Genomic DNA, 26440 nt, shown 5'->3' on the forward strand with positions numbered 1-26440 from the left:
TGCGAGTTGCAATTTCTGCCTGCTGCCCATTACATCTGAAGCAGGGAGAGCGCCATGATCGATACGGCAGAGCATTTCGACGTCCTCATCGTCGGCGCCGGACTTTCCGGCATCGGCGCGGGCTATCACCTGCAGGAGAAGTGTCCCGGCAAGAGCTATGTGATCCTCGAGGGACGCGACTGCATCGGCGGCACCTGGGATCTGTTTCGCTATCCCGGCATCCGCTCCGACAGCGACATGTACACGCTTGGCTATTCGTTCCGCCCCTGGACAGAGCCAAAGGCAATCGCCGACGGGCCGCGCATCCTGAACTATGTGCGGCAGACCGCGACCGAGAACGGCATCGACAAGCACATCCGCTTCCGCCATCGCGTCAAACGCGCATCCTGGTCGTCGCCGGATTCGCGCTGGACGGTGGAAGCCGAGCGCATCGTCGGCGAGGGCGCGACCGAGACGGTACGCTTTACCTGCAATTTCCTCTTCATGTGCTCGGGTTATTACAAATACGAGGAAGGCTACACGCCGGAATTTTCCGGCACGGCGGATTTCGCCGGGCAGATCGTGCATCCGCAGAAATGGCCTGAGAATCTCGACTATGCGGGCAAGCGCGTGGTGGTGATCGGCTCTGGCGCAACAGCGGTGACGCTGGTGCCGGAGATGGCCAAGACCGCGGCGCACGTCACCATGCTGCAGCGCTCGCCGACCTATGTGGTGGCGCGGCCGGCGGAAGACGCGCTGGCCAACAAGCTGCGCAAAAATCTTTCCGCAAAGCTCGCCTATCACCTGATCCGCTGGCGCAACGTGCTGTTCGGCATGTATTTCTTCCAGCTCTGCCGCCGCAAGCCGGAACGCGCCAAGCAGCTGATCCTCGGCGGCGTCAAGATGGCGCTGGGACCGGAATACGACGTGGCTAAACATTTCACGCCGCGTTACAATCCGTGGGAGCAGCGGCTCTGCCTGGTACCGGACGGCGATCTCTTCAAGTCGATCCGCGACAAGCGCGCTTCAGTCGTCACCAATGAGATCGACACCTTCACTAAACGCGGCATCAGGCTGAAGGATGGCAGCGAGCTCGAGGCCGACATCATCGTCACTGCGACCGGGCTCGTGCTGCAGGTGGTTGGCGGCCTTGAGGTCAGCGTCGACGGCCGCACCATCGATTTCGCGCGGACGCTGAACTACAAGGGCATGATGTATTCGGACATTCCGAACATGGCCTCGGCGTTTGGCTACACCAATGCGTCCTGGACGCTGAAATGCGATCTGACCTGCGAGTATGTCTGTCGTCTCATCAACTACATGGACCGGAACGGCTACAAGCAGTGCATGCCGCATAATGTCGATCCTGAGGTGACGGAACTGCCCTCGCTCGATTTCTCGTCCGGCTACGTGCAGCGCTCGATCGCGAAACTGCCCAAGCAGGGCTCGAAGCGGCCGTGGCGGCTGTACCAGAACTATGCGCTCGACATCGTCACGCTTCGCTACGGCAAAGTCGATGACGGCGTGATGCAGTATTCGTGACGGCTCGCGACACCGCGTCCGCGCGCTTCATGCGTCATTTCGCGTATACGTAAGCCTCTTCGAATCGTCCAAGGTGCCCTCAGGGTTAACGCCGGATTAACCGGCGTGCCGCTACGCTGCACGACTTGCGGCCCCTGACAGCACGAGGAAGCCCATGGACGCCCAGCGCATTGCCATCGACGCCATCGTGGCGCTGACCGATTGCGACCGGGAGGCGGCGGCCGCCTTCGTCCGCAAATGCTATCTCGCCGGCGTCCGCGATCCCAAGCGCCTCACGTTCAAGGGCCTGCAGGCGCTGCGGGGGTGAGGCTTTCCAGCGCTTTCCGTCATTGCGAGCGAAGCGAAGCGAAGCAATCCATCTTTCCGTGTAAGAGGTGACAATGGATTGCTTCGCGGGGCCTGTCATCGGGCGCGCGTTCGCGCGACCCGTTGGCTCGCAATGACGGCGATAGCGACCCAAAATCGACTGTCATCCCCGCGACGGCGGGGATCCAGTACGCCGCGGCTTATCCGTTGAATCATTGACGTCTCTGGAATACTGGGTCGTCCGGTCAAGCCGGACGATGACAGGTGAATGTGAGGCGGCATTCTCGCGACATGGATTGCACGAGGTTTGCTGAAACTTCCCGCCCTCATCGAATTCTGAGAGCGCAGGGAAGACCGGGTGCGCGTCGTACCCGCGATCTCGTGTGCGGTTGCGCATAACAAAAGATGCACACGAGCATACAGGTTCGGCAGGAGCATCCCGGCCTTCCCTGCGCAATGGCTTTACGGCTTACTTCGTGCTCTTCCCGGAGAACGGCTCTTTGCCTCCGTCACCCGCAAGATGCTTTCGCGCCTTGTGAGTAACGCCAGTGCCGCGGCGCCAGAACCACACGACTTCACCGTATGCCTCAGCCATACTCGTCCGTCATGACCTCGGCGTCCATCGCATCTCACCGCGCGTCGGTGACGATGGCCAACACCCCTCATCCCGCGGTGACATAGACGGAGTTATTCCCGCTGATTTGGGTCGGAACGGAAGCGGACTATTTGACCTGACTTCCGAAGATCAGAAGTGATTTGCCCGTCGTGCCATTTGGCCGCGGCTGCTGCGTGAAATGTCTCGCAAAAAGCAAATCACTCCGCGGACGCCGTGCCAACCATCTGGCCGCGTGCTCGGTGATCGATCTGTGCTACAGCAGCTACGACAGCTTCGACATATTCTGTAGCAGCTGCAGAGCCTCATCGGCTCTGTGCTCCGGCACGAACAAATGGTCGTGATGAAAGGCCGATACCGCATTCACGCCGATGCCGGCCTCCGCCAGGCGAGCGGTGACTGTTGCCAGAAAGCCGACCGCCCCAAGTGAGGAATGAACGGTCAGCGTGATCAGCCGCGATGCAAACTGATAGGGGAGCGCGGCGCTCTCGGCTTCCTCACGCTGCACCACGAAGCTTATTCCTTCGCGTTCGCGGAAGATGTGCACCGGGCTGAGGGGTGGGGGAATCCTTTCGTCGCTCGAAACGCTGCAGAACACGAAGACGTCTTCGTGCATCTCGGGCTTCATATTCTGCAGCAATTTTGCGAGATCGCGTTCGCCCGACATGATCTGTATCTTTCGGGGCCCGCGCACGAAATCGGCGGGTTACGCTTTCGCTAACCCGCCGACCATTTCGAGCCCGCCGACTGAGCTAATGGCCGACGACGACTTCGCTGATCTGGATCACCGGGGACTGGTCGGTATAGTTCGGGATGTCGGCCATGATCTCCTTGGCGTGCGGTCCGAAGCCGGTCTGGAACGCCTCGATCGAGTCGCAGAAGATGTGGCACATGCCGACATAGGTGGCAGGAGCGCCGGGGGCCCCGCCGGCGAGGCCCTTATCGATGGTGTAGTATTTGCAGGCGTCGCCCATGCGCGCCTTCACCAGCGGCATATGCTTGTCGCGATAATAGTCGTGATCGAAGCGTCCGCCCGGTGTGTTGGGATACATTACGCTGACCTTGATCATGGACGTTCCTCCGATCTGATGTTCGCCGTTATTCTCCGGCAATAACCAAAATCTGCGGCAGTTTTGCGGATCTTGCAACCGGCATATGGTGGACGCGCCGCGATCGATTGCGGTGCATGAGCCCGGATGCAGTGCCGTAGGATGGGTAGAGCGAAGCGAAACCCATCAATTCCGGAGCACGCGGCGGATGATGGGTTTCGCTGCGCTCTACCCATCCTACGGCGTAACAAAAAGCCCCGGATCATTTCCGGGGCTTCTCGCGTGATGCGCGTTGCGCCGATCGCTATTCCGCCGCGCCGATATTCACCTTCAGCGTGCCGACGCCGTCGACGCCGCATTCGAGCTTGTCGCCGGGTTGGAGCTGGGACACGCCCGCGGGCGTGCCCGTCATGATGATGTCGCCGGCGGCGAGTTTTACCTGCTGCGAGAGCTGCCAGATGATTTCAGGCACGTTCCAGATCAGTTCGGTGAGGTCGCCCTTTTGCGCTTCCTTGCCGTTCACGGTCAGCCAGATCTTGCCCTTGGTGGGGTGGCCGATCTTGGACGCCGGCTGGATCGCCGAGCAGGGCGCGGAGTAGTCGAACGACTTGCCGATTTCCCACGGACGCTCCTTCTTGCGCGAGGCGATCTGCAGGTCGCGGCGGGTGAGGTCGATGCCGACGGCGTAGCCGTAGACATGGTCGAGCGCCTTCTCGGTCGGAATGTTGAGGCCGCCGCTCTTCATTGCGACGATCAGCTCGACCTCGTGATGCAGGTCCTTGGTCAGCGGCGGATAGGGGATCGTGGCGCCATCGGGCACCAGCATGTCGGCATGCTTGGCGAAGAAGAACGGCGGGGCGCGCTCGTCATTGCCCATCTCGCGGATGTGCTCGAGATAGTTGCGCCCGACACACCAGATCCGGCGGACCGGATAGACGCCGGTTTCGCCGACGACGGGAAGCGAGGCTTGCGGAGGAGCTGGTATGACGTAGGAAGCTGCGTTCATGAAAATCGTCTCAGGTGGTTACAACGGGAAAGCCGGCGGTTTGCCTTTTACGCGGTTGCGCTGACCGGCGCCAGACTGGGGTGACCTGCATCGCGCTGCTGCAGACGGAAGAACGAGGCGTAGCGGCCGCCGCGGCGCAGCAAATCGTCGTGCTGGCCGCGCTCGACGATCTCGCCGCCTTCGACCACCAGGATCGCGTCGGCGTGCATGATGGTGTGCAGGCGGTGGGCGATCACGATGGTGGTGCGGTTCTGGCAGAGATGGTCGATCGCCTCCTGCACCGCCTTTTCCGATTCCGAATCCAGCGCCGCGGTCGCTTCATCGAGCAGGATGATCGGCGCGTTGCGGATCAGCGCCCGCGCCACCGCGATGCGCTGGCGCTGGCCGCCGGAAAGCTGCGTGCCATGCTCGCCGACGGGGGTGTCGTAGCCGAGCGGAAAGCCCATAATGAAATCATGCGCGCAGGCCGCTTTCGCGGCTGCGACGATCTCATCCTGGGTGGCGTCCTCCTTGCCGAAGGCGATGTTGGCGCCGATCGTGTCGCGGAACAGGTAGACGTCCTGCCCGACATAGCCGCTCTGCCGGCGCAGCGACCGCCGCGACACGCTCGATATGTTTTGGCCGTCGATCTGGATGTCGCCCTGGCCCACTTCGTAGAGCCGCAGCAGGAGCGCGAGCACGGTGGATTTTCCGCCGCCGGATGGGCCGACCAGCGCCGTGGTCTTGCCGGGCTCGGCGACAAAATTCATGCGATTGAGCACCGGCTCACTCGGCCGGTAGCCGAAGGTGACGTCGCGGAACTCGACCCGGGCGTCAGTGAGCTTCAAGGGCGGCTTGCTGCTGTCGTCGGGCTCGCTCGGCGGGCTGTCGACGATTTCGAGCAGCTTGCGCGCGCCGATCAGGTTGCTGTTGAGCTCGATGTTCAGCCGGGCCAGCCGCTTGGCAGGCTCATAGGCCAGCAGGAACGCGGTCAGGAACGAAAAGAACTGGCCGGGCGGAGCGCCCATCGCGACCACGCGGTAGCCGCCATACATCAGGCCGCCGGCGATCGCAAAGCCGCCGAGGGTTTCCATCAAGGGGCTTGAGCGGTTGGAAACCCGCGCCATCTTGTTGGCGTTGCGCTCGACCGCAGCGATGCTGGCGTCGATCCGCTCGCGCATCGCCTGTTCGAGCGTAAAGGCTTTCACGGTACGGATGCCCTGCAGCGATTCCTGCATCGTCTCCATGATATCGGCGGTGCCGGAGAACTGGTTGTGCGCAAGGCCCTTGATGCGCTTCACGAGCTTGCGCAGCACGATCATCGCGGGCGGCGCCACCGCAAAGCCGAGCAGCGCCATCAGGGGATCGGTCATCACCATGACGATGACCAGCGCGATCAGCGACAGCAAATCGCGGCCAATGGCATTGATCAGGAGATTGAGCACCTGCGTCACCGCGGTCGCGCCTGCGGTCAGCCGCGCCAGGAATTCCGAGGAATGCCGCTCGGAGAAGAACGCGATATTTTCGCTCATCAGCTTGGCGAACAGTGCCCGCTGGTTGTTGGCGAGGATCGCATTGCCGATCTGCGAAAGGATCACGGTATGCCCGTAGGTCGCCGCGCCCTTGATCGTGAAGATGACGATGGTGACCAGCGACAGCAGCGCGATCCCGCGCACATCCTTGTCGACATAGGCCTTGTTGATGACCTCGCCGAGCAGGTAGGCGGAACCGGCGGTGGTCGCCGCCGCAATGCCCATCAGCGAAAAGGCGAGCAGATAGCGCCGCCAATAGGCGAGCCCCTGTTCGGCGAATAGGCGCCGAATCAGGATCGCCGCGCCATAGGGGTCGTCCGTGATTTTCTTTGGAAGTTCGGTCATCCGCGTTCCATTGACGGCGCCTGGATAGCCCGGCGCGTCAGGGCTCGTGCGATGCCTCCTTGCCTGCTAAAGCGGGGTTTTTCAAGCCAAATAAGCGCCTGATTTCAGGCCGATTCCGCCTGCTGCGGATGGCCGCCGCGCTCTGAGAACAGCCGCTTCTCCCAGGTCAGCGCGTGGCCGGCAATGGTCTCCAGGTTGTCGTAGTGCGGCGTCCAGTCCAGCACCGAGCGGATGCGGCTGGTATCGGCGACCATGGTCATGATGTCGCCGGGGCGGCGCGGCGCATAGGAAACCGCGAAATTGCGCATGGAGACGCGGCGCACCGCCTCGATGGTCTCTTTAACCGAATAGCCGCGGCCGTAGCCGCAGTTCAGCGTGATCGAGCCGCCGCCGTCACGGAGGTATGTCAGAGCGGCGCGATGGGCGTCGGCGAGATCGCTGACATGGATGAAGTCGCGGATACAGCTTCCGTCCGGCGTCGGATAGTCCGTGCCGTAGACGTCGACCTTGGCGCGCTGGCCGGTGGCGGCCTCGACCGCGATCTTGAGCAGATGCGTCGCGCCGACGGTCGAGAGGCCGCAGCGGCCTTCCGGGTCGGCGCCGGCGACGTTGAAATAGCGCAACACGACATACTTCATGTCATGCGCGCTGGCTGTGTCATGCAGCATGATCTCGGTCATCAGCTTGGAGGAGCCGTATGGCGACATCGGCCGCGTCGGCGCATATTCCGGCACCGGCACCTGGTCGGGATTGCCGTAGACGGCCGCCGTCGACGAGAAGATGAAGCTGTTGATGCCGGCCTTCACTGCCGCATTCAGCAGGCTGCGGGTGGTCATGGTGTTGTTGCGGTAATAGCCCAGCGGATCGCGCATCGAATCCGGTACCACCACGGAGCCCGCGAAATGAATGATGCTCTCGACGCGGTGCTGCGCGATCACGTTCTCGACGAGGTTTTCGTCACCGGCATCGCCGATGAACAACGGAACGGTGCGGGGCAACAGCGAGGAAAATCCGGTCGACAGATTGTCGATCACGACGACGCTTTCGCCGGCGTCCACCAGCGCATGAACCGTATGACTTCCAATATAACCGGCGCCACCTGTGACGAGCACGGTCATGGCACACCTCTCCCGTTCTTATTTGGGGACGATGCTAGGGGGCTCGCGGTGAAGAGGGGGTTTCGGCGCCGGTGAACTGGCCACTATGCTTAATGTTGCGTATAGGAACTGGCCGAAATGGAGCTGATAGTGCCGATCGACGACAATCTGGCCAGCGATTTGCAGCTGATCGTGCCGAATCTGCACCGGCGCTATTCCGGCGTCACCGCGACCAACCGGATGGTGGCGCCGAAACTCGCCCGGATGTACCGCGCGGCATGGCTCGGGCCGCATGCGCCTGACGGCATCGGGCGGATGGATCTTGCGGATCTGCTGAAGCTATGGCGCCGCCGCGAGCCCCTGATCTGGCATGCCCGGCGCAATGACGAGATGATCGCGGGCATCCTGCTGCGCGCGCTCGGCTGGCCCTTGAGGCTGGTGTTCACGTCGGCGGCGCAGCGTCATCACAAGCGGCTGACGCGCTGGCTGATCCGGCAGATGGATGCCGTGATCGCCACCTCCGAATTGTCGGCGTCCTTTCTGCAGCGCGAGGCGACGGTGGTGATGCACGGCGTCGACACGGCACGCTACGCGCCGCCGGCCGATCGCGCCACGGCGTTTGCGGAATCGGGGCTGCCGGGACGTTACGCGATCGGCTGCTTCGGACGGGTGCGTGCGCAAAAGGGGACGGACGTCTTCGTCGAGGCGATGTGCCAGCTGTTGCCGCGATACCCGGATTTTACCGCCGTCATCGTCGGCGCGGTCGTGGCGGAGCAGCAGGGATTTGCGAATGCCCTGAAGCAAAAGATCGAGGCCGCCGGCTTGCAATCGCGCATCGTCATCACCGGCGAGCTCGAGATCGGGGAAGTGCAGCGCTGGTATCAGCGGCTGACGATCTACGCCTTTACTTCGCGCAACGAAGGCTTTGGGTTGACGCTGATCGAGGCGATGGCGGCCGGCGCGGCGCTGGTTGCGGCGCGCGCCGGGGCCGCCGAATTCGTGGTCGAGGATGGCGTGACCGGCCTATTGATCCCACCAGGCGATGCCGCCGCGCTGGTCGCCGCGCTGGAGCCCCTGATGCGCGATCCGGCATCGGCGAATGCCATGGGTGAGCGGGCACGGACGCGCGTCGTGGAAAAGTTCAGCCTGGAAGCGGAAGCGAATGCGATCGCCGCGGTCTATCGCACGCTGGATTGAGCCGTCTTAGTACGTACCGTCGAAGCATGCCTTGTCGACGAGCGGCCACATTGTCCTGGCGTGCGCGACAGTCACGTGGTCCTGATTCAGGAACTTGGTGTCGTCGAAATCGAGTGGTAGCTGCCGGAAATCGACAAGGCGGATGCGCTCGGCGCCGGCAAACCCGCTCATCCATCGGTCGAATGCATCGAAGCGTCCCTCGGGCATGGCGCGGCCCAGTCTCACGTAATCTGCGGTGACCGGCGTTCTGAACAGGCAAACCTGGGCGCCACGCTCCCGCAGGAAGCGTATCGCGGCAACATAGTCGCGCAGGGCGTTCGAGGATTCGAAGTCGCTGGTCGGATTCTGTTCATACAGTCGTGCCGTCGTCAGAACCTCGCGCTTGTCCGGCTCGATTTGCGCCCAGTTGAAGGCCTCTCCACCGGCTTCGCGCTTGCGCGACCATTCCCTCGCATACTGGCCAACCTGCGACGTATTGATCGAGGGCTGCTGCGCCTTTGACGGCGAGATGAAAGCGGTCAGCGACACCATGTCCGCGATCAAAAATTTGAACAGCGAGCCGGAATATAGCGGCGTCACGGACAGCACGCGAATGCCGAACACGCTGATCGGCGGCCGCAGGTTCGCGGAGGTGAGCAGCGGCTGCCGCCCCTTGTGGTATTCGCCGACCCATTGCGGCGCGGCCTCGATGATGACCTTGCCCGGTTGCCTGTCGTCGAAAAGGAAGTGCACCAGGTTGAGAAGCTCGTGGGGCTGCTGCCCGGCCAGCCCAAAGAATCCGTAACCTTCGATCATCGGCGCGAAACCGACGTGCGAATCGCCAAAGACGGCATTTCGCGAACGGTCCGCGGCAATCGCCCGGATCGTGATGGTCTGTTCGTTGTCGAAGCGCTTGGAGGTCCTGCAATAGATCTCCAGCAGGCATGCCGCGACAAGGATCGTGCCGAGGAAGGCGGCAAGCCGGAGGCTAAAACTGGAAGTAGATGAATGCATTTGGCTGATTCCGCGCCATTCCGATCAGAGAGGCCAGGAGGGCAATCGCCGCCGCCGAGGATACCCAGACGGGCGGCAGTGGTATGCCCGGCGGCGCAGTCCAGTCGATCGCGTCGCGGTCGGCTGCAACGCGGAAAATCCCTGGAAGGTTGGGCAGCAGCAGCGCCCAGAGCGTTGCGACGACAACCAGCCAATGATCCGGCGGACCCGTGGTCGCAGCTATGTTGTCGGCATTGGCCACAATCGAGAGCAGCCATCGTCCTGATGTTGCGAAGTCGGGTGATCTGAACAGCGCCCAGGCGATGAGAACGATGGTCATTGATAGGGCCCACGCGCCGAAACCAAATGCCCGGTGCTCATCGAGGCGCTGGACGATTGGTAATTGCCTGACTTGATGGTTCGCCACCAATGCAACGCCGTGGACGAATCCCCATGCCACAAAGGTCCAGGCGGCGCCGTGCCAAAGGCCGCCGATCAACATCACGATCAAGAGATTTGCCGCGGTCCGGCGGGCGCCGAGGCGACCGCCTCCGAGCGGAAAGTAGATGTAGTCCCTGAGGAACGATGACAGGGTAATATGCCAGCGCCGCCAGAACTCGATGATCGAGGTGGCTTTATAGGGCGAGTTGAAATTGACCGGCAATTGAACGCCGAGCATCCATGCCACGCCCAATGCCATCTCCGAATATGCCGAGAAATCGAAATAGATCTGTCCGCTATAGGCCAATAGCGCCGCGATCGCATCCAGCGGCCTCACAAGGCCGTCCTGCAGCCGAACGACGGTTGGGTCGACGACCAAAGCGAGGTTGTCCGCTATGACAACTTTCTTGAACAAGGCGAAGCAAAAGATGCACAGGCCGGTGAAGATTTGCTCCTTGTAGCGCACCCCGGCCTGCGCGAGCTGCGGCGCCATCTCGCGAAACCGTATGATCGGACCTGCGATCAGCTTCGGGAAAAAGGTTACGAAAACCAGGTAGCGCAGGAAGTCGCCCTTGTGGGCTTTCTTGGAGCGAACATCCGACAGGAATGAAATCTGCTCGAACGTGATGAACGACAACGCAAGCGGAAGAACGATGTTCGGTAGCGCGAATTGCTGACGAAAAACGATATCGAAGTTCCAGACGAGGAAGTCGGCATATTTGAAGATGGCGAGAAGTGCGACGTTGAAGACGACGCCGAACCAGAACACCGAAGGGCGGGCGGTCCGCTCGATGAGTGCAGCGAGATAGAAATTGACGGCGGCCGAAACGATCAGGATCAGGATGTAGTCGGCGCGAAACCAGCCGTAGAACAGCAGAGAGAGCGCCAAAAGGGTTACAAGCAGCGTGCGCTGGCCGAACCGGGTGGCCACCGCGAGCGCCGCGATGGCGAGCGGCAGGAACAGAAGGAAGGTGTAACTGGAGAACAGCATTGCTTTGTGGCCAGCGGGTCCTGGGTCATCACGCCGGAGACCGACGCATCGAGGCCGCGAAGATTGTTGCGGCTCTCAACTTTTGCGTCAAGGCGCGCGCCCGGCCACCAGCAGGCGATGCGCCACATCGACCACGTAAGAGGGATCGATATCGCGCATGCAGCGGTGATCGTTCATCGTGCACGTGGTGCGTTGGCACGGCTGGCAGGATAGCTCCGTCTTGGTTTGAAGGACTGTGGCGGCAAGGCCGTTCAGCGGCGCCCAGAGATAGGGGCTGGTTGGGCCGAATATGCCCATGGTGGGCGTGCCGATCGCCGCCGCGATGTGCATCAGGCCGGAATCGTTCGAGATCGCGACGCCGGCCGCCGCCATCGCCAGGATACCGTTGCGCAGGTCAGTGCCGGTGAGATCGCGGGCCTTGCCGCCGGTGGCAGTGATGATCTCCTGCGCCAGCGTCTTTTCGCCGGGGCCGCCGACCACCCAGACGTCGATGCCGCGCTCGATCAGGAGCCGGGCGGCCTGTGGATAATAGGTCCAGCGCTTCGAGGCGCCGACCGAGCCGGGGCCGAGCGCCACGGCCGGGGCCGTGCCGAGCCCGTTTTCCTGCCGCCAGCGGGCGGTCTGTTCCGGCGGCACGGCAAGCTGCGGCACCGGCCATTCCGGCGGCAGCGGCGCGCCGTCGGGCAGCGCCAGCGCGGCGTTCTTGTCGATGAAGCGGGGCAGGGTCTTTTCGCCCCAGCGCATCCGGTTAATGAGCCCGACTCGTGCCTCGCCAAAAAAGCCGACGCGCTCGGGGATCCCGGCCAGTGCGGGTGCAATCGCCGCCTTCCAGGTGCGGGGCAGGACCAGGGCGGTTCCATAGTTGCGCGCGTGCAGTTCGTGGGCGAGACCGCGTTGTTTGGTCAGCGCCAGCCGGCTGCGGGGCAGGTCGAAGACGATGCCCGCCCGGACACCGGGCATATAATCGACCAGCGGTGCGCAGAGGGGGGTGACCAGGAGGTCGACCGGGCGATTCGGCCAGCGCTCCTTCAGGACCCGCACCACGGTATGGCCGCGGACGAAATCGCCAATCCACATATAGGGAACAATCAGGATAGGCCGGGTGTCGGCGCTATCTTCCATTTTGATCCCATTGTGTGAATTTGAATTCATATCTTTGTTGGCTTGCCGCTAAGCAATTGCGGCCCCGTCGGTAACCGCTCCGCGCCGGCAGGTAAAGGCACTCGATGGGTCATCGATTCGCCGAAGCGGTGAAGTTGCCTGCCGCGCGGGAGTGGGGCAAAGCTTTGCCGAGCAATCATGGCAGAGGATGGCATGCTACTGGTGACCGGGGGCGCCGGTTTTATCGGGTCGAACGTCGTGGCTGCGTTGAATGACGCCGGCCGCAGTGACGTTGCGGTCTGCGATATCCTTGGGTCTGACGGCAAGTGGCGGAACTTGTCCAAGCGCCAACTCGCCGACTTCGTGCCGCCAGCCGAGTTGATCGGATGGCTGCAAGGCCGCCGGCTCGATGCCGTCATCCATCTCGGTGCGATCTCTTCGACCACCGCGACCGATGGCGATCTCGTCATGGAAGCCAATTTCAAGACGCCGCTGCGGCTGCTCGATTGGTGCACCGCGACCGCTACGCCGCTGATCTACGCGTCGTCGGCCGCGACCTATGGCGACGGCGAGCGGGGCTTTGACGACGACGGCTCAGTCGCGGCGCTGAAGCAACTCAGGCCGATGAACCTCTACGGCTGGAGCAAGAACTTGTTCGATTTGGCCGTCGCCGAGCGCGCTGCGCGCGGCGAGAGGCTGCCGCCGCAATGCGTGGGCCTGAAATTCTTCAATGTGTTCGGCCCCAACGAGTATCACAAGGGCACGATGATGAGCGTGCTGGCGCGCCGCTTCGACGACATCAAGGCCGGGCGCGTCGTGCAATTGTTCAAGTCGCATCGAGAAGGGATCGCCGACGGCGATCAACGTCGCGACTTTATCTATGTCGACGACGTCGTGCGCGTGACTATGTGGCTGCTCGCCACGCCATCGGTCAGTGGTCTCTTCAATGTCGGCACCGGCAAGGCACGCAGCTTCAAGGACCTGATCTTGTCGGCTTACACGGCGCTCGGCCTGCCGCCGAACATCGAATATGTCGACATGCCCGAGCAGATCCGCGGCGCTTACCAATATTTCACCGAGAGCAAGGTCGAGCGCCTCCGGCAGGCGGGCTATAATGGCGGCTTTACCGCGCTCGAAGACGCAGTCGAGACCTACGTGAAGAATTTCCTCAATCGCAGCGATCGCTTTCGCTGACGGGCAACGGTTAGACAGATGTTCGATTTCGAGGCCCTCAGCCAGGCGATTGCCCGTCAGACCGTGCTCTGCGTCGGCGATCTCATGCTCGACGAGTTCGTCTATGGTGAGGTATCGCGGGTTTCGCCGGAAGCGCCGGCACCTGTGATCGCCGTCCAGCGCAGCGAGAGCAATGTCGGCGGCGCCGGCAATGTCGCCCGCAACATCGCCTCGCTCGGTGGGCGCTGCATCTTTGCCGGCCTGGTCGGCGAGGACGAGGCGGGCGCCAAACTGAGGCGCGATTTGGCTCAGGAGAAGCGGATCGAGGCGGTGCTGGTTTCGGATCCCGCCCGGCCCACGACGCGCAAGGTACGCTTCGTCTCCGAGCATTTTTCCACCCACATGCTGCGCGCCGATTGGGAACTCGCGGCGCCGGCATCGCCCGAGACCGAGCAGCGGCTGATCGACGCCGTGCTGCCGCATCTGCCGCGCGCCGACATCGTGCTGCTGTCCGACTATGCCAAGGGCGTGCTGACCGCGCGTGTCATCCGCAACATCATCGATGCGGCGAAGAAGCTCGGCAAGCGCGTGATCGTCGATCCCAAGAGCGCCAATTTCGCGATCTATCGAGGCGCCACGCTGCTCACTCCGAACCGTAAGGAGTTTGCGGAGGCCACCCGCAGCCGCGCCGACAATGACCAGAACATTGCTGGCGCCGCGCAGGACGCGATGGTCCTCGCCGATTGCGAGGCCATGCTGGTGACGCAGAGCGAGCACGGCATGACGCTGGTTAAGCGCGGCGGCGACGCGATCCACGTGCCGGCGCTCCCGGTGAAGGTGCGCGACGTCTCGGGCGCCGGTGACACGGTCGCCGCAGCGCTGGCGCTGACGCTGGCGGCCGATGCCGATTGGGAGACCGCGCTGCGGATGGCGAACGCGGCAGCGGCTGTCGCCGTCGGCAAGAAGGGCACCGCGACCGTGACGCCGACGGAGCTGCGGCGGAAAATTCTGCCGCATGCCTCGCTCGCGGCCGAGGAGAAGATCGTGCCTGTCGGCGGTGATCTCGATGCGCATCTTTCCGATTGGCGCAAGCAGGGATTGCGCATCGGCTTCACCAACGGCTGCTTCGACATTCTGCATCCCGGCCACGTCAAGGTGTTGACCGCGGCGCGCGGTGCCTGCGACCGCCTGATCGTCGGGCTCAATAGCGATGCCTCGGTGAAGCGCTTGAAGGGCGAGGGGCGTCCGGTTCAGGACGAGAGCGCGCGCGCCGAAGTGCTGGCGGCGCTGGAGGCGGTGGATCTGGTCGCGATCTTCGAGGAAGACACGCCGATCGAACTGATCACGAAGGTGAGGCCGAGCGTGCTGGTCAAGGGCGGCGACTACACCCGCGAGCAGGTCGTCGGCCACGAGATCGTCGAGGCTGCCGGCGGCGAGGTCGTGCTGGTCGATATTCTGCCCGGCCACAGCACGACGTCGCTGGTGGGCCGCGCGCGGGGAGGCAAGACGTGAGCGTGAATGCGATGCCGATATCCCAGCCGTGGATACGGCGGTATTGGCGCGACCAGGCGACGTGGATGACGATCGCGGACGTCTTCGCGATTCTCGCCGTACTGACGCTGCCGTGGTCGACGACCTTGCCAAGTATCTTCGTGCCGTGCTGGCTCGGCGCCGTGGCGTGGGTGACGGACTGGCGGGCGTTCTGGCGACTGTTGCAACAGCCGATCTGCTATCTGCCGCTCGCTTTCGCTGCTCTCGCCGCCGTCGGCACGCTATGGTCGGACGCGGCTTGGAGCGCGCGGCTTTGGTCCGTCGGCCCCATGCTGAAGTTGCTGGTACTGCCCGGCCTGTTCTATCATTTCGCCCGATCGAAACGCGGAATGTGGGTGTTCATCGCGTTCCTGGTTTCGTGCACGTTGCTAATGGTGGTGTCCTGGATCGTCCTGATCGATCCCAGTCTTTCGCTGAAGCCGCCTGCCGAGCGGGCGCCCGGCATTTTCGTCAAGAACTATATCGACCAAAGCCAGGAATTCGCGCTGTGCGCGGTGGCGCTGGCCTATCCGATCATCCGCTTGATACAGGCGAAGAGGCTCTGGTTGGCGATGCTTCTGGTCGCGCTCTCGCTTCTCTTTCTCGTCAACATGTCCTTTGTGGTTGTTTCGCGGACCGCGATGGTCACAATTCCGGTGATGATCGCGGTGTTCGCGCTGCTTCACCTGAAATGGCGAACCAGCCTGATCATCGCTTGCGGATTGGTCGTTCTCACAGGATTGGCGTTTCTCGTCTCGCCGCAACTGCAGCAGAGGGCGGCTTCCATCGTCAGCGAGTATCAGGTCTACAAGCAGCAGAACGTGGCTTCTTCCGTGGGGCTGAGGCTGGAATATTGGCGGAAGTCGCTCCAGTTTATCGCCGCTGCACCGGTCATTGGCAACGGGACGGGCTCGACGCTCGGCCTATTTCAGAAGGCCGCGAGCGGGGGGAGCCAGGACGTAACGGCCCAGGTCATCCGCAACCCCCATAACCAGACGCTTGCGGTTGCGGTTCAGTGGGGCATCGCCGGAGTAGTCCTGCTGTATGCGATGTGGTTTGCGCATCTGCGGCTGTTTCGCGGCGAAGGTCTCGTGGCCTGGATCGGATTGCTGGTCGTGGTGCAGAACATCTTTACCTCGCTCCTCAATTCGCACATTTTCGATTTCCACGAGGGTTGGATGTATGTGCTGGGCGTCGGTATTGCCGGCGGCATGATGCTCGCGGAAAGGCAACGCGGCACGGGCGAGCGGCGGGCAGGATCGTGATGGGCGCGGACTACCAGCGCCGTGAGAAGATCAACTCGATCGGCGAGATGCTGTCGGTCATGGCTTCGGCCCGGCACGACCCGTTCGCGCGCATGCTGAATGTCGATCTGATGGCGGTGCTGGTCGCAGCGCTGCTGCCGTGGTCGACCAGCGGCGTCGGCATCGGCATGCTGGTGTGGCTCGCGGCGCTGGCCGCGACGCTGGAACTGCGCCCGTTCCTGAATTCGTTGCGGCGGCCGATCAATGTGCTGCCGATCGCGCTGGTTGCGCTCGCCGCGATCGGTACGCTGTGGTCCGACACATCCTGGGGCTCGCGCCTCTACGCCGTCAGCCCTGCGACCAAGCTGCTTTTTCTGCCGTTCCTGCTCTATCATTTCGAACGGTCGACACGCGGCCTGTGGGTATTCATCGCATTCCTAGCGTCCTGCACGCTGATGACGGTCGCCTCCTGGATCGTCGCGATCGAACCCAGCCTTTCGATGAAGGGGCTCGGCGATCCCGCGACGTATGGCATCTTCACCAAGAACTATATCGACCAAAGCCAGGAATTCGTGTTGTGCACGGTCGTGCTGGCACTTCCCATCATCATTTCGCTGCGTGACGGCAAGATCCGTCAGGCACTGCTTCTGATGGCGGTCGCGGTCAACTTCATCGTCAACATGGCGTTCGTCGTCGTGTCGCGCACGGCGCTGGTCACGCTGCCCGTCATGCTGGTCGTGTTCGCGATGGCGCATCTGAGATGGAAAGCCAACGTGCTGCTGTCCGTTGCCGCCATCGCGCTCGGCGCGCTGGCGTGGACGGCATCGCCGCATCTGCAGGCGACTACGGAAAGGTTTACGCGGGACTACCGGCTCTACAAGGAACTCAACGAGCCGACATCGATCGGGCTGCGGCTCGAATTCTGGGAGAAGTCGTTGCGGTTCTTCGCCGAGGCGCCGATCATCGGGCATGGTACGGGATCGACGCGGGGGTTGTTCGAGGCAGCCGCAACCGGGCCTGCGGGATCGGCGCAGGGGCAGGTGATCGGGAACCCGCACAACCAGACCCTCAACGTCGCGGTGCAGTGGGGCATGGTGGGGGTCGTCATTCTCTATACGATGTGGTTTGCACATTTCTCGCTGTTTCGCGGCGAGGGGCTGGCGGCCTGGATCGGATTGATGGTGGTGCTGCAGAACATCTTCAGTTCGCTGTTCAACTCGCATTTGTTCGATTTTCATGAAGGCTGGATGTATGTGCTGGGCGTCGGGGTAGCCGGCGGCATGGTGCTGCGCGCGGGCGCCCGGCGCACGGATTCTTCAGGTATGGCCGCGCGATGATCGCTGGCATGCACGGCGCAGATAAGATATCAGCGGTCGAGCTACGCTTCGCGAATCTTCCTCGTTTCCGCGGCCGGCCATTCGAATGACGCCTGTTTCGCAACTGACCCGTCGCAACTACCTGATTGCCGCGCATGATGCGCTGGCGACGGCCGTCGCGCTGCTCGCGAGTTTCTACCTGAGGTTCGATGGCGGCGACTCATTCTATGCCCGCCTCCCGCTGCTCTTGCGCATCCTGCCGCTGTTCGTCGCCTTCAGCGTGGTGATCTGTTACGTCTTCAACCTGACGACGACAAAATGGCGCTTTATCTCGCTTCCCGATGCGCTGAATATATTGCGGGTCGCGACCGTGCTGGCGGTAGCGCTGATCGTGCTGGACTACGCCTTCATTTTCGCGGCAGCGAATGGCAAGTCGCCGGTGTTGTTCGGCCGGATCACCATCGTTCTCTACTGGTTCCTCCAGGTGTTCACGCTGAGCGCACTCCGCTTCGGCTACCGTTATTTCCGCTACACCCGGATTCGACGTCATGCCCAGACTGATGGCGCGTCCGTCACGCTCTTGATCGGCCGTGCCGCCGATGCGGAAGTATTGCTACGCGCGATCGAGAGTGGGGCGGTCAAGCAGCTTTGGCCGGTCGGCGTGTTGTCGCCGTCGGCCGCGGACCGCGGGCAGTCGATACGGAATGTTCCGGTGCTCGGCGGGCTCGATGACCTCGAGGACGTGGTCCGCGATTATGCCGGACGCGGAAAGCCGATCTCGCGGGTCGTCATGACGCCGTCGGCGTTCGAGCCCGAGGCCCATCCCGAGGCGGTGCTGATACGGGCCAAGCGGCTCGGCCTTTTGGTCAACCGCCTGCCGTCGCTCGAAAGCGGCGATGTCCCGCGGCTGACCAACGTTGCCGTCGAAGACCTGCTGCTGCGGCCGAGTCACAAGATCGACTACGCGCGGCTTGAAGCGCTGGTGAAAGGCAAGGCGGTGATCGTCACCGGCGGCGGCGGCTCGATCGGATCGGAGATTTGCGACCGGGTCACGACCTTCGGAGCCGCCCGTCTACTCGTGATCGAGCACTCGGAGCCGGCGCTTTACGCCATCACGGAGAGGCTGACGGAGCATGCCACCGGCGCCACGATCGAGGGGCGCATTGCCGATATCCGCGATCGCGAGCGGATCATGAACCTGATGAAGGAGTTTAAGCCCGACATCGTGTTCCATGCCGCGGCGCTGAAGCACGTGCCAATCCTCGAACGCGACTGGAGCGAAGGCGTCAAGACCAACATCTTCGGCTCCGTCAACGTCGCCGATGCCGCGCGGGCGGCGGGCGCCGAAGCCATGGTGATGATCTCCACCGACAAGGCGATCGAGCCGGTCTCGATGCTCGGCCTCACCAAGCGTTTTGCCGAAATGTATTGCCAGGCGCTCGACCACGACTTGATGGTGCAATCGGCCGGCAGGCCGCATATGCGCCTGATCTCGGTGCGATTCGGCAATGTGCTGGCCTCGAACGGATCGGTGGTGCCGAAGTTCAAGGCGCAGATCGAGGCTGGCGGTCCCTTGACCGTGACGCATCCGGACATGGTGCGCTACTTCATGACGATCCGCGAAGCCTGCGACCTCGTGCTGACGGCGGCGACGCATGCGCTGACGCCGGCGCGGCCCGATGTCTCGGTCTATGTGCTCAACATGGGGCAGCCGGTCAAGATCGTGGAGATGGCCGAACGCATGATCCGCCTGTCCGGCCTCGAGCCCGGCATCGACATCCAAATCGTGTTCACCGGGATACGGCCCGGCGAGCGGTTGAACGAAATCCTGTTCGCGAGCGAAGAGCCGCCGAAGGAGATCGGTGTCCCCGGCATCATGGCGGCCAAGCCGAACGAGCCGCCGATGCAGACATTGCGCAAATGGCTCGCGGCGCTGGAAGAGGCGATTGCGCTGGACGACCGTTCCACCATCGGCGCCGTGCTCAAGGACGCCGTGCCTGAATTCGGATCGCACGCCGCCTGATCTTGTTCCTCCGCGGGCAGCGGAGCCGCCTCGAAAGCCATCATGCAGAAATCCGGCAGGGTCGTCGTCGTCAGCCAGCACTATCCGCCCGATCCGAGCACGACGGCCGCGATTATGGCGGCGATTTCGGAGCGCATCGCGCACGAGGCCGATGTTCTGGTGCTGTCGGGCACGGCAGGCTCCGCCGCCGCGCCATCCGCCGGCAAGCCTGGAATCGTCGAGATCAGAAACTGGATGCCCGGCAAGGCCGTGCTGCTCAAGCGCGCGCTGGCCGAGCTGCTGTTCACGGCGCGGACGTTCGTTGCGATGCTGGCGCGGCTGCGGCGCGGCGACGTCACGCTCACCGTTCCGGCCCCCTTCATGCTGCCTTACGCCTTCGCTCTTGCTGCGAAGCTGAAGGGCGCGCGATCGGTGCTGATCATGCATGATCTCTATCCCGACGTGCTCGTCATGGCGGGCCTCCTGGAGCCGGGCTCGTGGCTGGCGAAGGCCATGCACGCGCTGAACGGACCGATGTTTCGCGCGCTTGACGCTGTCGTCATCATCGGACGCGACACTGAAAGGCTACTGCTGCGCTACCGCGGGATGAACCGCGACAAGATCCGGTTTATCCCGAACTGGGCGACGCTTGCACCCGGCGTTCGCCTCATCGCGCCGGACAATCCATATCGCAGCTCGCTTGCCGCCCGTTATGTGGTCGGGCTATCCGGCAATCTCGGCTTTACCCACGATCCCGTCATTGTGTTCGAGGCGGCACGTCTGTTGTGCGGCAGCAGCGATATCCACTTTCTGCTATCGGGCTGGGGCGTAGGCTTCGAGCAGTTGAAGGGCATGCAGGCCGAAGCGAAGCTTCCCAACGTTACATTGGTCGATCGCGTCGAGGACGAGCAACTGGAAACGTTTTTGTCGGCTGCCAACGTCTGGATCATCCCGTACCGCAAGAACGTCGCCGGCGTATCTGTGCCGAGCCGGTTCTATAATCTGCTAGCGATCGGTCGTCCGGTGATTCTGGTCTCCGAAGCGGATGCCGAAGCGGCGTTGACAGTAACCGAACACGATGTCGGCTGGATCGTGACGCCGGGCAGGCCGGATCAGCTGGCCGAGACAGTGCGCCGCGCCGCGACGTCGCAAGACCCGGGAAGGGCCGAACGCGCGACCGAGATATCCAGGCGCTTCGATTTCAATGCGGCCATGGCCGGCTACTCTGATCTGATCCGCGAGCTTGCGCAGAAGAAGTCGGATTAACCGAGGGATGGCCGCGCACGCGAAAAGCGGTGCATCAGGAAGGCGGTCGCGGCGGCGCCGATGACGAACAGCAGGACCGCGAATGTCGCCGACGAGGTCATGGCCGCGCCGATGGCCAGTGCGGCGAGCACGACGTTGAGCGCGAACACCTCGCTTACGACGCGCGATACCGAAAATCCGTTTTCGGTGGCGCGCTGGTAGAAATGGCTGCGATGCCCCTCCCAGAACGGCTCGCGTCTGGCGATGCGCCGAAGCAGCGTGACGGTGGCGTCGGCGAGATAATACAACGGCAACAACAGCGCGGCGGTGACCTGCTGGTGCCAGGCGAGCTGCAGCAGGCACCAGCCGACGAGCAGGCCGATCGGCAGGCTGCCGACGTCGCCGAGAAATATCCTCGCCATCGGCTTGTTGAAAGGCGCGAAGCCGAGCATCGCTCCGAACAGCGCCGCGGCAGCGACCGTCGTCGATGCCGGCAGCTCGCCAAGCCAGCCGAGCAGAACCAGCGCGCCGGTGACCGGTACGATCTCGGCGACCGTCATCAGGTCGAGCCCGTCCATGAAGTTGACGAGGTTCACGAACCACAGGCCCGCGAGAAACAGCAATCCGCGTTCGAGCCAGAACGGGCAGGCGGCGACGAGCCTGAGATTATCCGGTGCGGCAAGGATCACCGCGGCGACCGCCGCGCCCTGCAGCGACAGCCGCGGCGCGATCGGGATGGAATGGATGTCATCGGCAAAGCCGACGGCCGCGATGAACAGCGTGGCGCCAAACACGGCGAGGGGGATTCTCATTTCTGCCGCGCCGGCAAAGGCGATCACCGCTGCGGCCGCGACCAGCGTAGCTGCGATCACCGCGATGCCCGCGCCCTGCGGCGTCGGCACCCGATGGGAAGAGCGTGCGTTCGGCTTGGCCAGCGCTATCCGCAATAGCAGCGGGCGGAGCCCCCATGTCAGCACACCCGACAACAGCGCCGCCGATACTGCGGCGGCAAGCGACAGCAGTGATTGCGAATTGGCCATTCTATCCGCGCGTTACTCGAAGATTACTTGGGAACCTCGATCGGCGTCGCACCTTGCGCGGCCTTTTCGGCGCTCAATATCCAGACCACACCGCCGACCAAGCCGACGATAAAGGACACTGCGCCATAGAGCAGCGAGATGTTGACGCCCTCATTGGCCATCAGCCCGGCATAGCCGAACGCCAGCCCCATGGTGGCCTCGCGGACGCCCCAGCCGGCGATCGAGATCGGCAGCATGGTGATCAGCATGACCGGCGGAACGAGCTGGAAGATCTGGCCGAACATTACGGGGGCGGCGATCGACTGCACCACGCACCAGGCGATGACGACCGCGAGCACATGCACCAATAGCGAGAGCACCGCGACCTTCGGGCCGTGCACGCGGCCGAACAGCACGCGGTTGGCGATCACGGAGCAGGCGTGGATGTGGTGGGTGCCCCACCAGTGCTTCAGCCACGGCCATTTGAGCCGACCGAGCAGCAGAAAGCCGAGGCCGCCGGCGAGCGCGGCGAAATCGACCAGTAGCAGCGCCGACCTGCCATTGGGATCGGTGATCAGGCGATAGCTCCAGGGCAGGCTCGCGACGATGACGACCGCAAGCGCGATCAGGCCGATGGCGCGGTCGACGAAGATGGAATAGGTGGCGGCGCGCCAGCCGGCGCCGTTGCGCGCGACCAGCCACAGCCTGACCGCGTCACCGCCGATCGAGGACGGCAGCGTCTGGTTGAAGAAGGTTCCGATCACATTGAAGCGCATGGCCTGCCGGGTCGGCAGCGGCGCGCCGCATTCGGCGCTGATCTCGCGCCATCGCAGCACGCCGATGAATATCTGCAGGAACGTGACGGCGATCGCGAGGCCGATCCAGCCAAGACTGGACACGTCGATGCGGGCAGCAAGAGCGGCCAGATCGACCTTGCGCAGCGAGAAATACAGCAGCGCCGCCGAGACCAAGATCTTCAATGCCGAAAGCAGGATTTGGCGCATCTCGCCCGTGCCGGGTTTGGGGAGGAGGGTACAAAAAGCGATGCAATTCGGCGCCTTGGTATGGTTTTCGAGCCGTTCTGGCAATAGCAGGGCTGCTAAGTGTTGCGGGCACCTCGACAACGCGGGTAAAGAGGCGAAGCCGGAAGGGACGCACCGGTACCACGTTCAGGAATATGATGTCGGATCAGGCAATATTGGTCACGGGAGCGGCGGGTTTCATCGGCTTTCATGTCGCTCGCCGGCTGTTGGCCGAAGGCCGCGCCGTGATCGGGCTCGACAGTCTCAACTCTTATTACGATCCGGCGCTGAAACGCGCGCGGCTGGATATTTTGTGCGGGAAGCAGGGTTTCGCGTTCGAGCAGATCGATCTCGCCGATCGACCGTCCGTGGAACGCCTGTTCGCCAAACACCGTTTCGCGCGGGTGGTGCATCTGGCGGCGCAGGCCGGCGTGCGCTATTCGATCGACCATCCGCATGCCTATGTCGACGCCAATCTCGCCGGCTTCGTCAACGTGCTGGAGGGATGCCGGCACCATGGATGCGGCCATCTGGTCTATGCCTCGTCGTCGTCGGTCTATGGCGCCAATACCAAGCAGCCATTCTCGGTGGACGATAGGACCGATCATCCGATCAGCCTCTATGCCGCGACCAAGAAGGCCAATGAGCTGATCGCGCATTCCTATAGCCACCTCTACCGGCTTCCGCTGACGGGCCTGCGGTTCTTTACCATCTATGGCCCCTGGGGCCGGCCCGATATGGCGTATTTCATCTTTACCAAGGCGATCGTGGAGGGCACGCCGATCAGGCTGTTTAACCATGGCCGGATGCGGCGCGATTTTACCTATATCGGAGATGCGGCCCAAGCGGTCGTGCAACTGGTTGACCTGCCCCCACGCGACGGCGGCGAGGGCGCCGGACCGCCAGCGAAAGTTTACAATATCGGCAATAATCATCCGGAAGAGCTGACCCATGTGGTAGCGGTTCTGGAGCGGGAGCTCGGCCGCACGGCGGTCACGGAAATGTTGCCGATGCAGCCCGGAGACGTGACTGAGACCTTCGCCGATGTAACCGAACTGATGCGCGACACCGGCTTTAGGCCGCAGACCTCGATCGAGGACGGGCTCCGCGAGTTTGTCGCCTGGTATCGCGACTACCACAGGATTTGAGGCGCCGATGAACCGACGAATTATTCCCCTGATCATGTGCGGCGGTGCCGGAACGCGGCTGTGGCCGGCCTCGCGCGAGGTTCATCCCAAGCAGTTCATCTCGCTGTTCGGGGCGCGTTCGACGTTCCAGGACACGCTGCTGCGGGTTTCGGATGCGACGCTGTTCGAGCGGCCCGTCATCATCACCAACAATGCCTATCGTTTCATGGTGCTCGAACAACTCGCAGAGATCGGGCTCGAGGCCGACGTGCTGCTGGAGCCGATGCGGCGCGATTCCGGCCCGGCGATCGCGGCCGGTGCCGCGTTTGCGGAAGGCCGCGACAAGGATGCGATCGTGCTGGCGCTCGCCGCCGATCATGTGGTTCGCGACACGCCCGCCTTCCTTGCCGCCTGCCGCGAGGGGCTGGCTGCGGCGGAAGCGGGCCACATCGTGACATTCGGCGTGCAGCCCGAACGCGCCGCCACCGAATATGGCTACATCAATCCCGGCGAGGTGATTTCCGGCCAGGTTCGTGCGGTCGCAAAATTCGTCGAGAAACCCGACCCGGCGACTGCGGCTGATTACGTCAAGTCGGGCTATCTCTGGAATAGCGGCAACTTCATGTTCCGCGCCGCCGTGCTGTTGGACGAGTATCGCAACGTCGATGCGGACAGCGTCGCGGCCGTCACCGACGCGGTCGCCAAGGCTGGTACCGACCTCGGCTTCGTCAAGCTCGACGAGGCCGCGTTCGGATCGGCGAAGGCGATCTCGATCGACTATGCGGTGATGGAAAAGACGTCGCGCGCCGCCGTCGTGCCGGTTGCGTGCGGCTGGTCCGATGTCGGCTCCTGGCACGCGGTGTGGGAATTGTCCGCCAAGGACGGCGAAGGCAACGCGGCGCGCGGCGCCGCCGTGTTCGAGGACTCCCGCAACTGTAACGTCGCGACCGACCGCGCGCTGGTCGCGCTCGAAGGCGTCGACGATCTCGTGGTGGTCGCAACCCAGGATGCCGTGCTGGTCTCGCGGCAAAAGGATGCCAACGGTCTGAAGCGGCTGGTCGCGAAACTGAAGACGGTCGCGCCGCAGGTGACCGAAGATCACATCAAGGTGCACCGGCCCTGGGGCTCGTATCAGTCGGTCGACAATGGCGACCGCCACCAGGTCAAGCGCATCATCGTCAAGCCGGGTGGGCGGCTGTCGCTGCAGAAGCACCACCACCGCGCCGAGCACTGGATCGTGGTGCGCGGCACCGCGCAGGTGACGGTCAATGAACTGGTCAAGACCGTGCACGAGAACGAATCGATCTACATCCCGATCGGCGCGGTGCACCGGCTGGAGAATCCCGGCAAGATCCAGCTCGAATTGATCGAGGTCCAGACCGGCAGCTATTTCGGCGAGGACGACATCATCCGCATCGAGGACGACTATCGGCGCAGTTGAGCGGAGCCGTAGTTCTACCGGCTTGGCAGTTGTAACCGTTTGAATCAAAACGTGTCCGAAAACTGCCGATCGCGTTCGCCACGTCTGTGACCGGCATGCTAGAGAACCGCCGGGGAAAGTTCCGGCGCAGAATCTGCTTGGGGTCGACACATCATGAGTTCCAAAGAGTCCGCATCTGACGCGAAGGTCGATGCGAAACGCGCGCTTCGCGTCGGCGTCGTCGGCGCCGGCGTGATGGGCAGCAACCATGCCCGCGTGCTGGCCGGCCTGCCCGGGGTGACGCTGGTCGGCATTGTCGATCCGTTGCCGGAGCACCGCGCACGCGCCACTGCGCTGGCCGGTTGCCGCGCTTTCACCGATCTCGACGAGCTGTTCGACGAGGGCGTCGACGCCATCACCATCGCGGCGCCGACCCATCTGCATCACGAGATCGCGCTCGCCTGCATCACGCGCAACATCCACATCCTGGTCGAGAAGCCCGTTGCTTCGACGGTCGAGGAGGGGCGGGACATCGTCAACGCCGCGCGCAGCGCCGGCGTGACGCTGATGGTCGGCCATGTCGAGCGCTTCAACCCGGCCGTCGCCGCGATCAAGCAGGCGATCTCCGGCGAGGACATTCTTTCGATCGGCATCACCCGCGTCGGGCCGTTTCCGCCGCGAATGTCCAATGTCGGCGTCGTGATCGATCTGGCCGTGCACGACATCGACCTGATCCGCTGGTTCACCGAGTCCGATATCGTCGAGGTGCAGCCGCAGCTCTCCAGCGCGGTCGCCGAGCGCGAGGACATCGCGCTATTGCAGTTCCGCACCGCCTCCGGCGTCCTCGCCCACATCAACACCAACTGGCTGACGCCGTTCAAGGCGCGCAGCGTCACGGTTGCGACGCGCGGCAAATATGTGATGGGCGATCTGTTGACGCGCCAGGTGACCGAATGCTTCGGCTTCAAGCCCGACGGCAGCTACTCGATGCGCCATCTGCCGGTCGGCCATGACGAGCCGCTGCGCGCCGAGCTGATCGCGTTCCTCGATGCCGTCCGTTCCGGCAGCCTGCCGGCGGTCTCGGGCGATGAGGGCGTCGCCAGCCTCGAAATCGCGATCCGCTGCCTCGAGCAGCCCGCCAAGCCCGCGGCCTCCGCCGCGCGCAAGGGACCGCGCCGCGTCGTCGGCTGAA

Annotated in this window: 22 protein-coding genes; 12 read left to right on the top strand and 10 right to left on the bottom strand. The window is 63.3% G+C overall.

Annotation, left to right across the window (positions count from 1 at the left end):
* Positions 1-54: 54 nt before the first annotated feature.
* Positions 55-1521, top strand: a complete 1467-nt coding sequence (locus QA643_RS12055; RefSeq protein ID WP_283033379.1) for an NAD(P)/FAD-dependent oxidoreductase — start codon at positions 55-57, stop codon at positions 1519-1521.
* A 154-nt stretch (positions 1522-1675) separates the two neighbouring features.
* Positions 1676-1828 carry a hypothetical protein gene (locus QA643_RS12060; protein ID WP_199805542.1) on the top strand — a complete coding sequence of 51 codons (153 nt, stop codon included), beginning with the start codon at positions 1676-1678 and terminating at the stop codon, positions 1826-1828.
* 877 nt (positions 1829-2705) lie between these two features.
* On the opposite strand, the gene QA643_RS12065 is transcribed toward QA643_RS12060, so the two are convergent.
* From QA643_RS12065 to galE, 5 genes are all read right to left on the bottom strand, one after another.
* Complete coding sequence (locus QA643_RS12065; RefSeq protein ID WP_283033380.1) at positions 2706-3107, bottom strand: ACT domain-containing protein; 402 nt, start codon at positions 3105-3107, stop codon at positions 2706-2708.
* An 85-nt stretch (positions 3108-3192) separates the two neighbouring features.
* Positions 3193-3510: an EthD family reductase gene (locus tag QA643_RS12070; protein ID WP_283033381.1), complete on the bottom strand. Its 318-nt coding sequence runs from the start codon at positions 3508-3510 to the stop codon at positions 3193-3195.
* Positions 3511-3793: 283 nt separating this feature from the next.
* Positions 3794-4495 (bottom strand): fumarylacetoacetate hydrolase family protein, encoded by a 702-nt coding sequence (locus QA643_RS12075; protein WP_283033382.1) that lies wholly within the window; start codon positions 4493-4495, stop codon positions 3794-3796.
* 47 nt (positions 4496-4542) lie between these two features.
* On the bottom strand, positions 4543-6351 hold the full coding sequence (locus QA643_RS12080) for an ABC transporter ATP-binding protein (RefSeq protein ID WP_283033383.1): 1809 nt from the start codon (positions 6349-6351) through the stop codon (positions 4543-4545).
* Between the two features lie 104 nt (positions 6352-6455).
* A complete protein-coding gene (gene galE, locus QA643_RS12085; RefSeq protein WP_283033384.1) occupies positions 6456-7469 on the bottom strand; it encodes a UDP-glucose 4-epimerase GalE in 1014 nt (337 codons plus the stop codon).
* A gap of 117 nt (positions 7470-7586) precedes the next feature.
* On the opposite strand from galE, the gene QA643_RS12090 reads away from it, so the two are divergent.
* Positions 7587-8645 carry a glycosyltransferase family 4 protein gene (locus tag QA643_RS12090; protein WP_283033385.1) on the top strand — a complete coding sequence of 353 codons (1059 nt, stop codon included), beginning with the start codon at positions 7587-7589 and terminating at the stop codon, positions 8643-8645.
* Between the two features lie 6 nt (positions 8646-8651).
* Here the strand turns inward: QA643_RS12090 and QA643_RS12095 are convergent, their stop codons facing one another.
* The 3 genes from QA643_RS12095 to waaF all read right to left on the bottom strand — a co-directional run bounded on the left by QA643_RS12095 (position 8652) and on the right by waaF (position 12201).
* Positions 8652-9638, bottom strand: a complete 987-nt coding sequence (locus tag QA643_RS12095) for a hypothetical protein (protein ID WP_283033386.1) — start codon at positions 9636-9638, stop codon at positions 8652-8654.
* A complete protein-coding gene (locus QA643_RS12100; RefSeq protein WP_283033387.1) occupies positions 9613-11049 on the bottom strand; it encodes an MBOAT family O-acyltransferase in 1437 nt (478 codons plus the stop codon). The genes QA643_RS12095 and QA643_RS12100 overlap by 26 nt, the downstream gene beginning before the upstream one ends.
* Before the next feature lie 87 nt (positions 11050-11136).
* Positions 11137-12201, bottom strand: a complete 1065-nt coding sequence (waaF, locus tag QA643_RS12105) for a lipopolysaccharide heptosyltransferase II (protein ID WP_283033388.1) — start codon at positions 12199-12201, stop codon at positions 11137-11139.
* Positions 12202-12363: 162 nt separating this feature from the next.
* Between waaF and rfaD the strand changes: the two genes are divergently transcribed.
* The 6 genes from rfaD (at position 12364) to QA643_RS12135 (ending at position 20681) form a co-directional block, all read left to right on the top strand.
* Positions 12364-13344 carry an ADP-glyceromanno-heptose 6-epimerase gene (gene rfaD, locus QA643_RS12110; protein ID WP_283034782.1) on the top strand — a complete coding sequence of 327 codons (981 nt, stop codon included), beginning with the start codon at positions 12364-12366 and terminating at the stop codon, positions 13342-13344.
* Between the two features lie 18 nt (positions 13345-13362).
* Entirely contained in the window at positions 13363-14835 is a 1473-nt protein-coding gene (gene rfaE1, locus QA643_RS12115) for a D-glycero-beta-D-manno-heptose-7-phosphate kinase (protein WP_283033389.1), read from the top strand.
* Positions 14836-14900: 65 nt separating this feature from the next.
* Positions 14901-16118, top strand: a complete 1218-nt coding sequence (locus QA643_RS12120) for an O-antigen ligase family protein (protein WP_283034783.1) — start codon at positions 14901-14903, stop codon at positions 16116-16118.
* A 47-nt stretch (positions 16119-16165) separates the two neighbouring features.
* Entirely contained in the window at positions 16166-17434 is a 1269-nt protein-coding gene (locus tag QA643_RS12125) for an O-antigen ligase family protein (protein WP_283034784.1), read from the top strand.
* 85 nt (positions 17435-17519) lie between these two features.
* The gene (locus QA643_RS12130; RefSeq protein WP_283033390.1) at positions 17520-19436 is read left to right on the top strand and encodes an SDR family NAD(P)-dependent oxidoreductase; all 1917 of its coding nucleotides are present in this window, start codon (positions 17520-17522) and stop codon (positions 19434-19436) included.
* Between the two features lie 42 nt (positions 19437-19478).
* Complete coding sequence (locus QA643_RS12135; RefSeq protein ID WP_283033391.1) at positions 19479-20681, top strand: glycosyltransferase family 4 protein; 1203 nt, start codon at positions 19479-19481, stop codon at positions 20679-20681.
* Here the strand turns inward: QA643_RS12135 and QA643_RS12140 are convergent.
* Positions 20678-21700, bottom strand: coding sequence for a glycosyltransferase family 4 protein (locus QA643_RS12140; protein ID WP_283033392.1), 1023 nt, complete (start codon positions 21698-21700; stop codon positions 20678-20680). The genes QA643_RS12135 and QA643_RS12140 overlap by 4 nt on opposite strands.
* A 23-nt stretch (positions 21701-21723) precedes the next feature.
* Positions 21724-22683 carry a lysylphosphatidylglycerol synthase transmembrane domain-containing protein gene (locus QA643_RS12145; protein ID WP_283033393.1) on the bottom strand — a complete coding sequence of 320 codons (960 nt, stop codon included), beginning with the start codon at positions 22681-22683 and terminating at the stop codon, positions 21724-21726.
* Between the two features lie 176 nt (positions 22684-22859).
* Here QA643_RS12145 and QA643_RS12150 point away from each other — a divergent pair, with 176 nt between their 5' ends.
* The 3 genes from QA643_RS12150 (at position 22860) to QA643_RS12160 (ending at position 26439) form a co-directional block, all read left to right on the top strand.
* A complete protein-coding gene (locus tag QA643_RS12150) occupies positions 22860-23849 on the top strand; it encodes an NAD-dependent epimerase (RefSeq protein WP_283033394.1) in 990 nt (329 codons plus the stop codon).
* A gap of 7 nt (positions 23850-23856) precedes the next feature.
* Entirely contained in the window at positions 23857-25269 is a 1413-nt protein-coding gene (locus tag QA643_RS12155) for a mannose-1-phosphate guanylyltransferase/mannose-6-phosphate isomerase (RefSeq protein ID WP_283033395.1), read from the top strand.
* A gap of 153 nt (positions 25270-25422) precedes the next feature.
* Positions 25423-26439, top strand: coding sequence for a Gfo/Idh/MocA family oxidoreductase (locus QA643_RS12160; RefSeq protein ID WP_283033396.1), 1017 nt, complete (start codon positions 25423-25425; stop codon positions 26437-26439).
* Position 26440: the final 1 nt, after the last annotated feature.

Source organism: Bradyrhizobium sp. CB3481 (assembly GCF_029714305.1).
Lineage (GTDB): Bacteria > Pseudomonadota > Alphaproteobacteria > Rhizobiales > Xanthobacteraceae > Bradyrhizobium.

Coding starts and splice junctions, on each gene's coding strand:
- QA643_RS12120 (WP_283034783.1), top strand. CDS start 14,901: ATGACGATCGCGGACGTCTTCGCGATTCTCGCCGTACTGACGCTGCCG.
- QA643_RS12135 (WP_283033391.1), top strand. CDS start 19,479: ATGCAGAAATCCGGCAGGGTCGTCGTCGTCAGCCAGCACTATCCGCCC.
- QA643_RS12060 (WP_199805542.1), top strand. CDS start 1,676: ATGGACGCCCAGCGCATTGCCATCGACGCCATCGTGGCGCTGACCGAT.
- QA643_RS12100 (WP_283033387.1), bottom strand. CDS start 11,049: ATGCTGTTCTCCAGTTACACCTTCCTTCTGTTCCTGCCGCTCGCCATC.
- galE (WP_283033384.1), bottom strand. CDS start 7,469: ATGACCGTGCTCGTCACAGGTGGCGCCGGTTATATTGGAAGTCATACG.
- QA643_RS12125 (WP_283034784.1), top strand. CDS start 16,166: ATGCTGTCGGTCATGGCTTCGGCCCGGCACGACCCGTTCGCGCGCATG.
- rfaE1 (WP_283033389.1), top strand. CDS start 13,363: ATGTTCGATTTCGAGGCCCTCAGCCAGGCGATTGCCCGTCAGACCGTG.
- waaF (WP_283033388.1), bottom strand. CDS start 12,201: ATGAATTCAAATTCACACAATGGGATCAAAATGGAAGATAGCGCCGAC.
- QA643_RS12095 (WP_283033386.1), bottom strand. CDS start 9,638: ATGCATTCATCTACTTCCAGTTTTAGCCTCCGGCTTGCCGCCTTCCTC.
- rfaD (WP_283034782.1), top strand. CDS start 12,364: ATGCTACTGGTGACCGGGGGCGCCGGTTTTATCGGGTCGAACGTCGTG.
- QA643_RS12160 (WP_283033396.1), top strand. CDS start 25,423: ATGAGTTCCAAAGAGTCCGCATCTGACGCGAAGGTCGATGCGAAACGC.
- QA643_RS12140 (WP_283033392.1), bottom strand. CDS start 21,700: ATGGCCAATTCGCAATCACTGCTGTCGCTTGCCGCCGCAGTATCGGCG.
- QA643_RS12150 (WP_283033394.1), top strand. CDS start 22,860: ATGTCGGATCAGGCAATATTGGTCACGGGAGCGGCGGGTTTCATCGGC.
- QA643_RS12070 (WP_283033381.1), bottom strand. CDS start 3,510: ATGATCAAGGTCAGCGTAATGTATCCCAACACACCGGGCGGACGCTTC.
- QA643_RS12080 (WP_283033383.1), bottom strand. CDS start 6,351: ATGACCGAACTTCCAAAGAAAATCACGGACGACCCCTATGGCGCGGCG.
- QA643_RS12155 (WP_283033395.1), top strand. CDS start 23,857: ATGAACCGACGAATTATTCCCCTGATCATGTGCGGCGGTGCCGGAACG.
- QA643_RS12145 (WP_283033393.1), bottom strand. CDS start 22,683: ATGCGCCAAATCCTGCTTTCGGCATTGAAGATCTTGGTCTCGGCGGCG.
- QA643_RS12075 (WP_283033382.1), bottom strand. CDS start 4,495: ATGAACGCAGCTTCCTACGTCATACCAGCTCCTCCGCAAGCCTCGCTT.
- QA643_RS12055 (WP_283033379.1), top strand. CDS start 55: ATGATCGATACGGCAGAGCATTTCGACGTCCTCATCGTCGGCGCCGGA.
- QA643_RS12065 (WP_283033380.1), bottom strand. CDS start 3,107: ATGTCGGGCGAACGCGATCTCGCAAAATTGCTGCAGAATATGAAGCCC.
- QA643_RS12130 (WP_283033390.1), top strand. CDS start 17,520: ATGACGCCTGTTTCGCAACTGACCCGTCGCAACTACCTGATTGCCGCG.
- QA643_RS12090 (WP_283033385.1), top strand. CDS start 7,587: ATGGAGCTGATAGTGCCGATCGACGACAATCTGGCCAGCGATTTGCAG.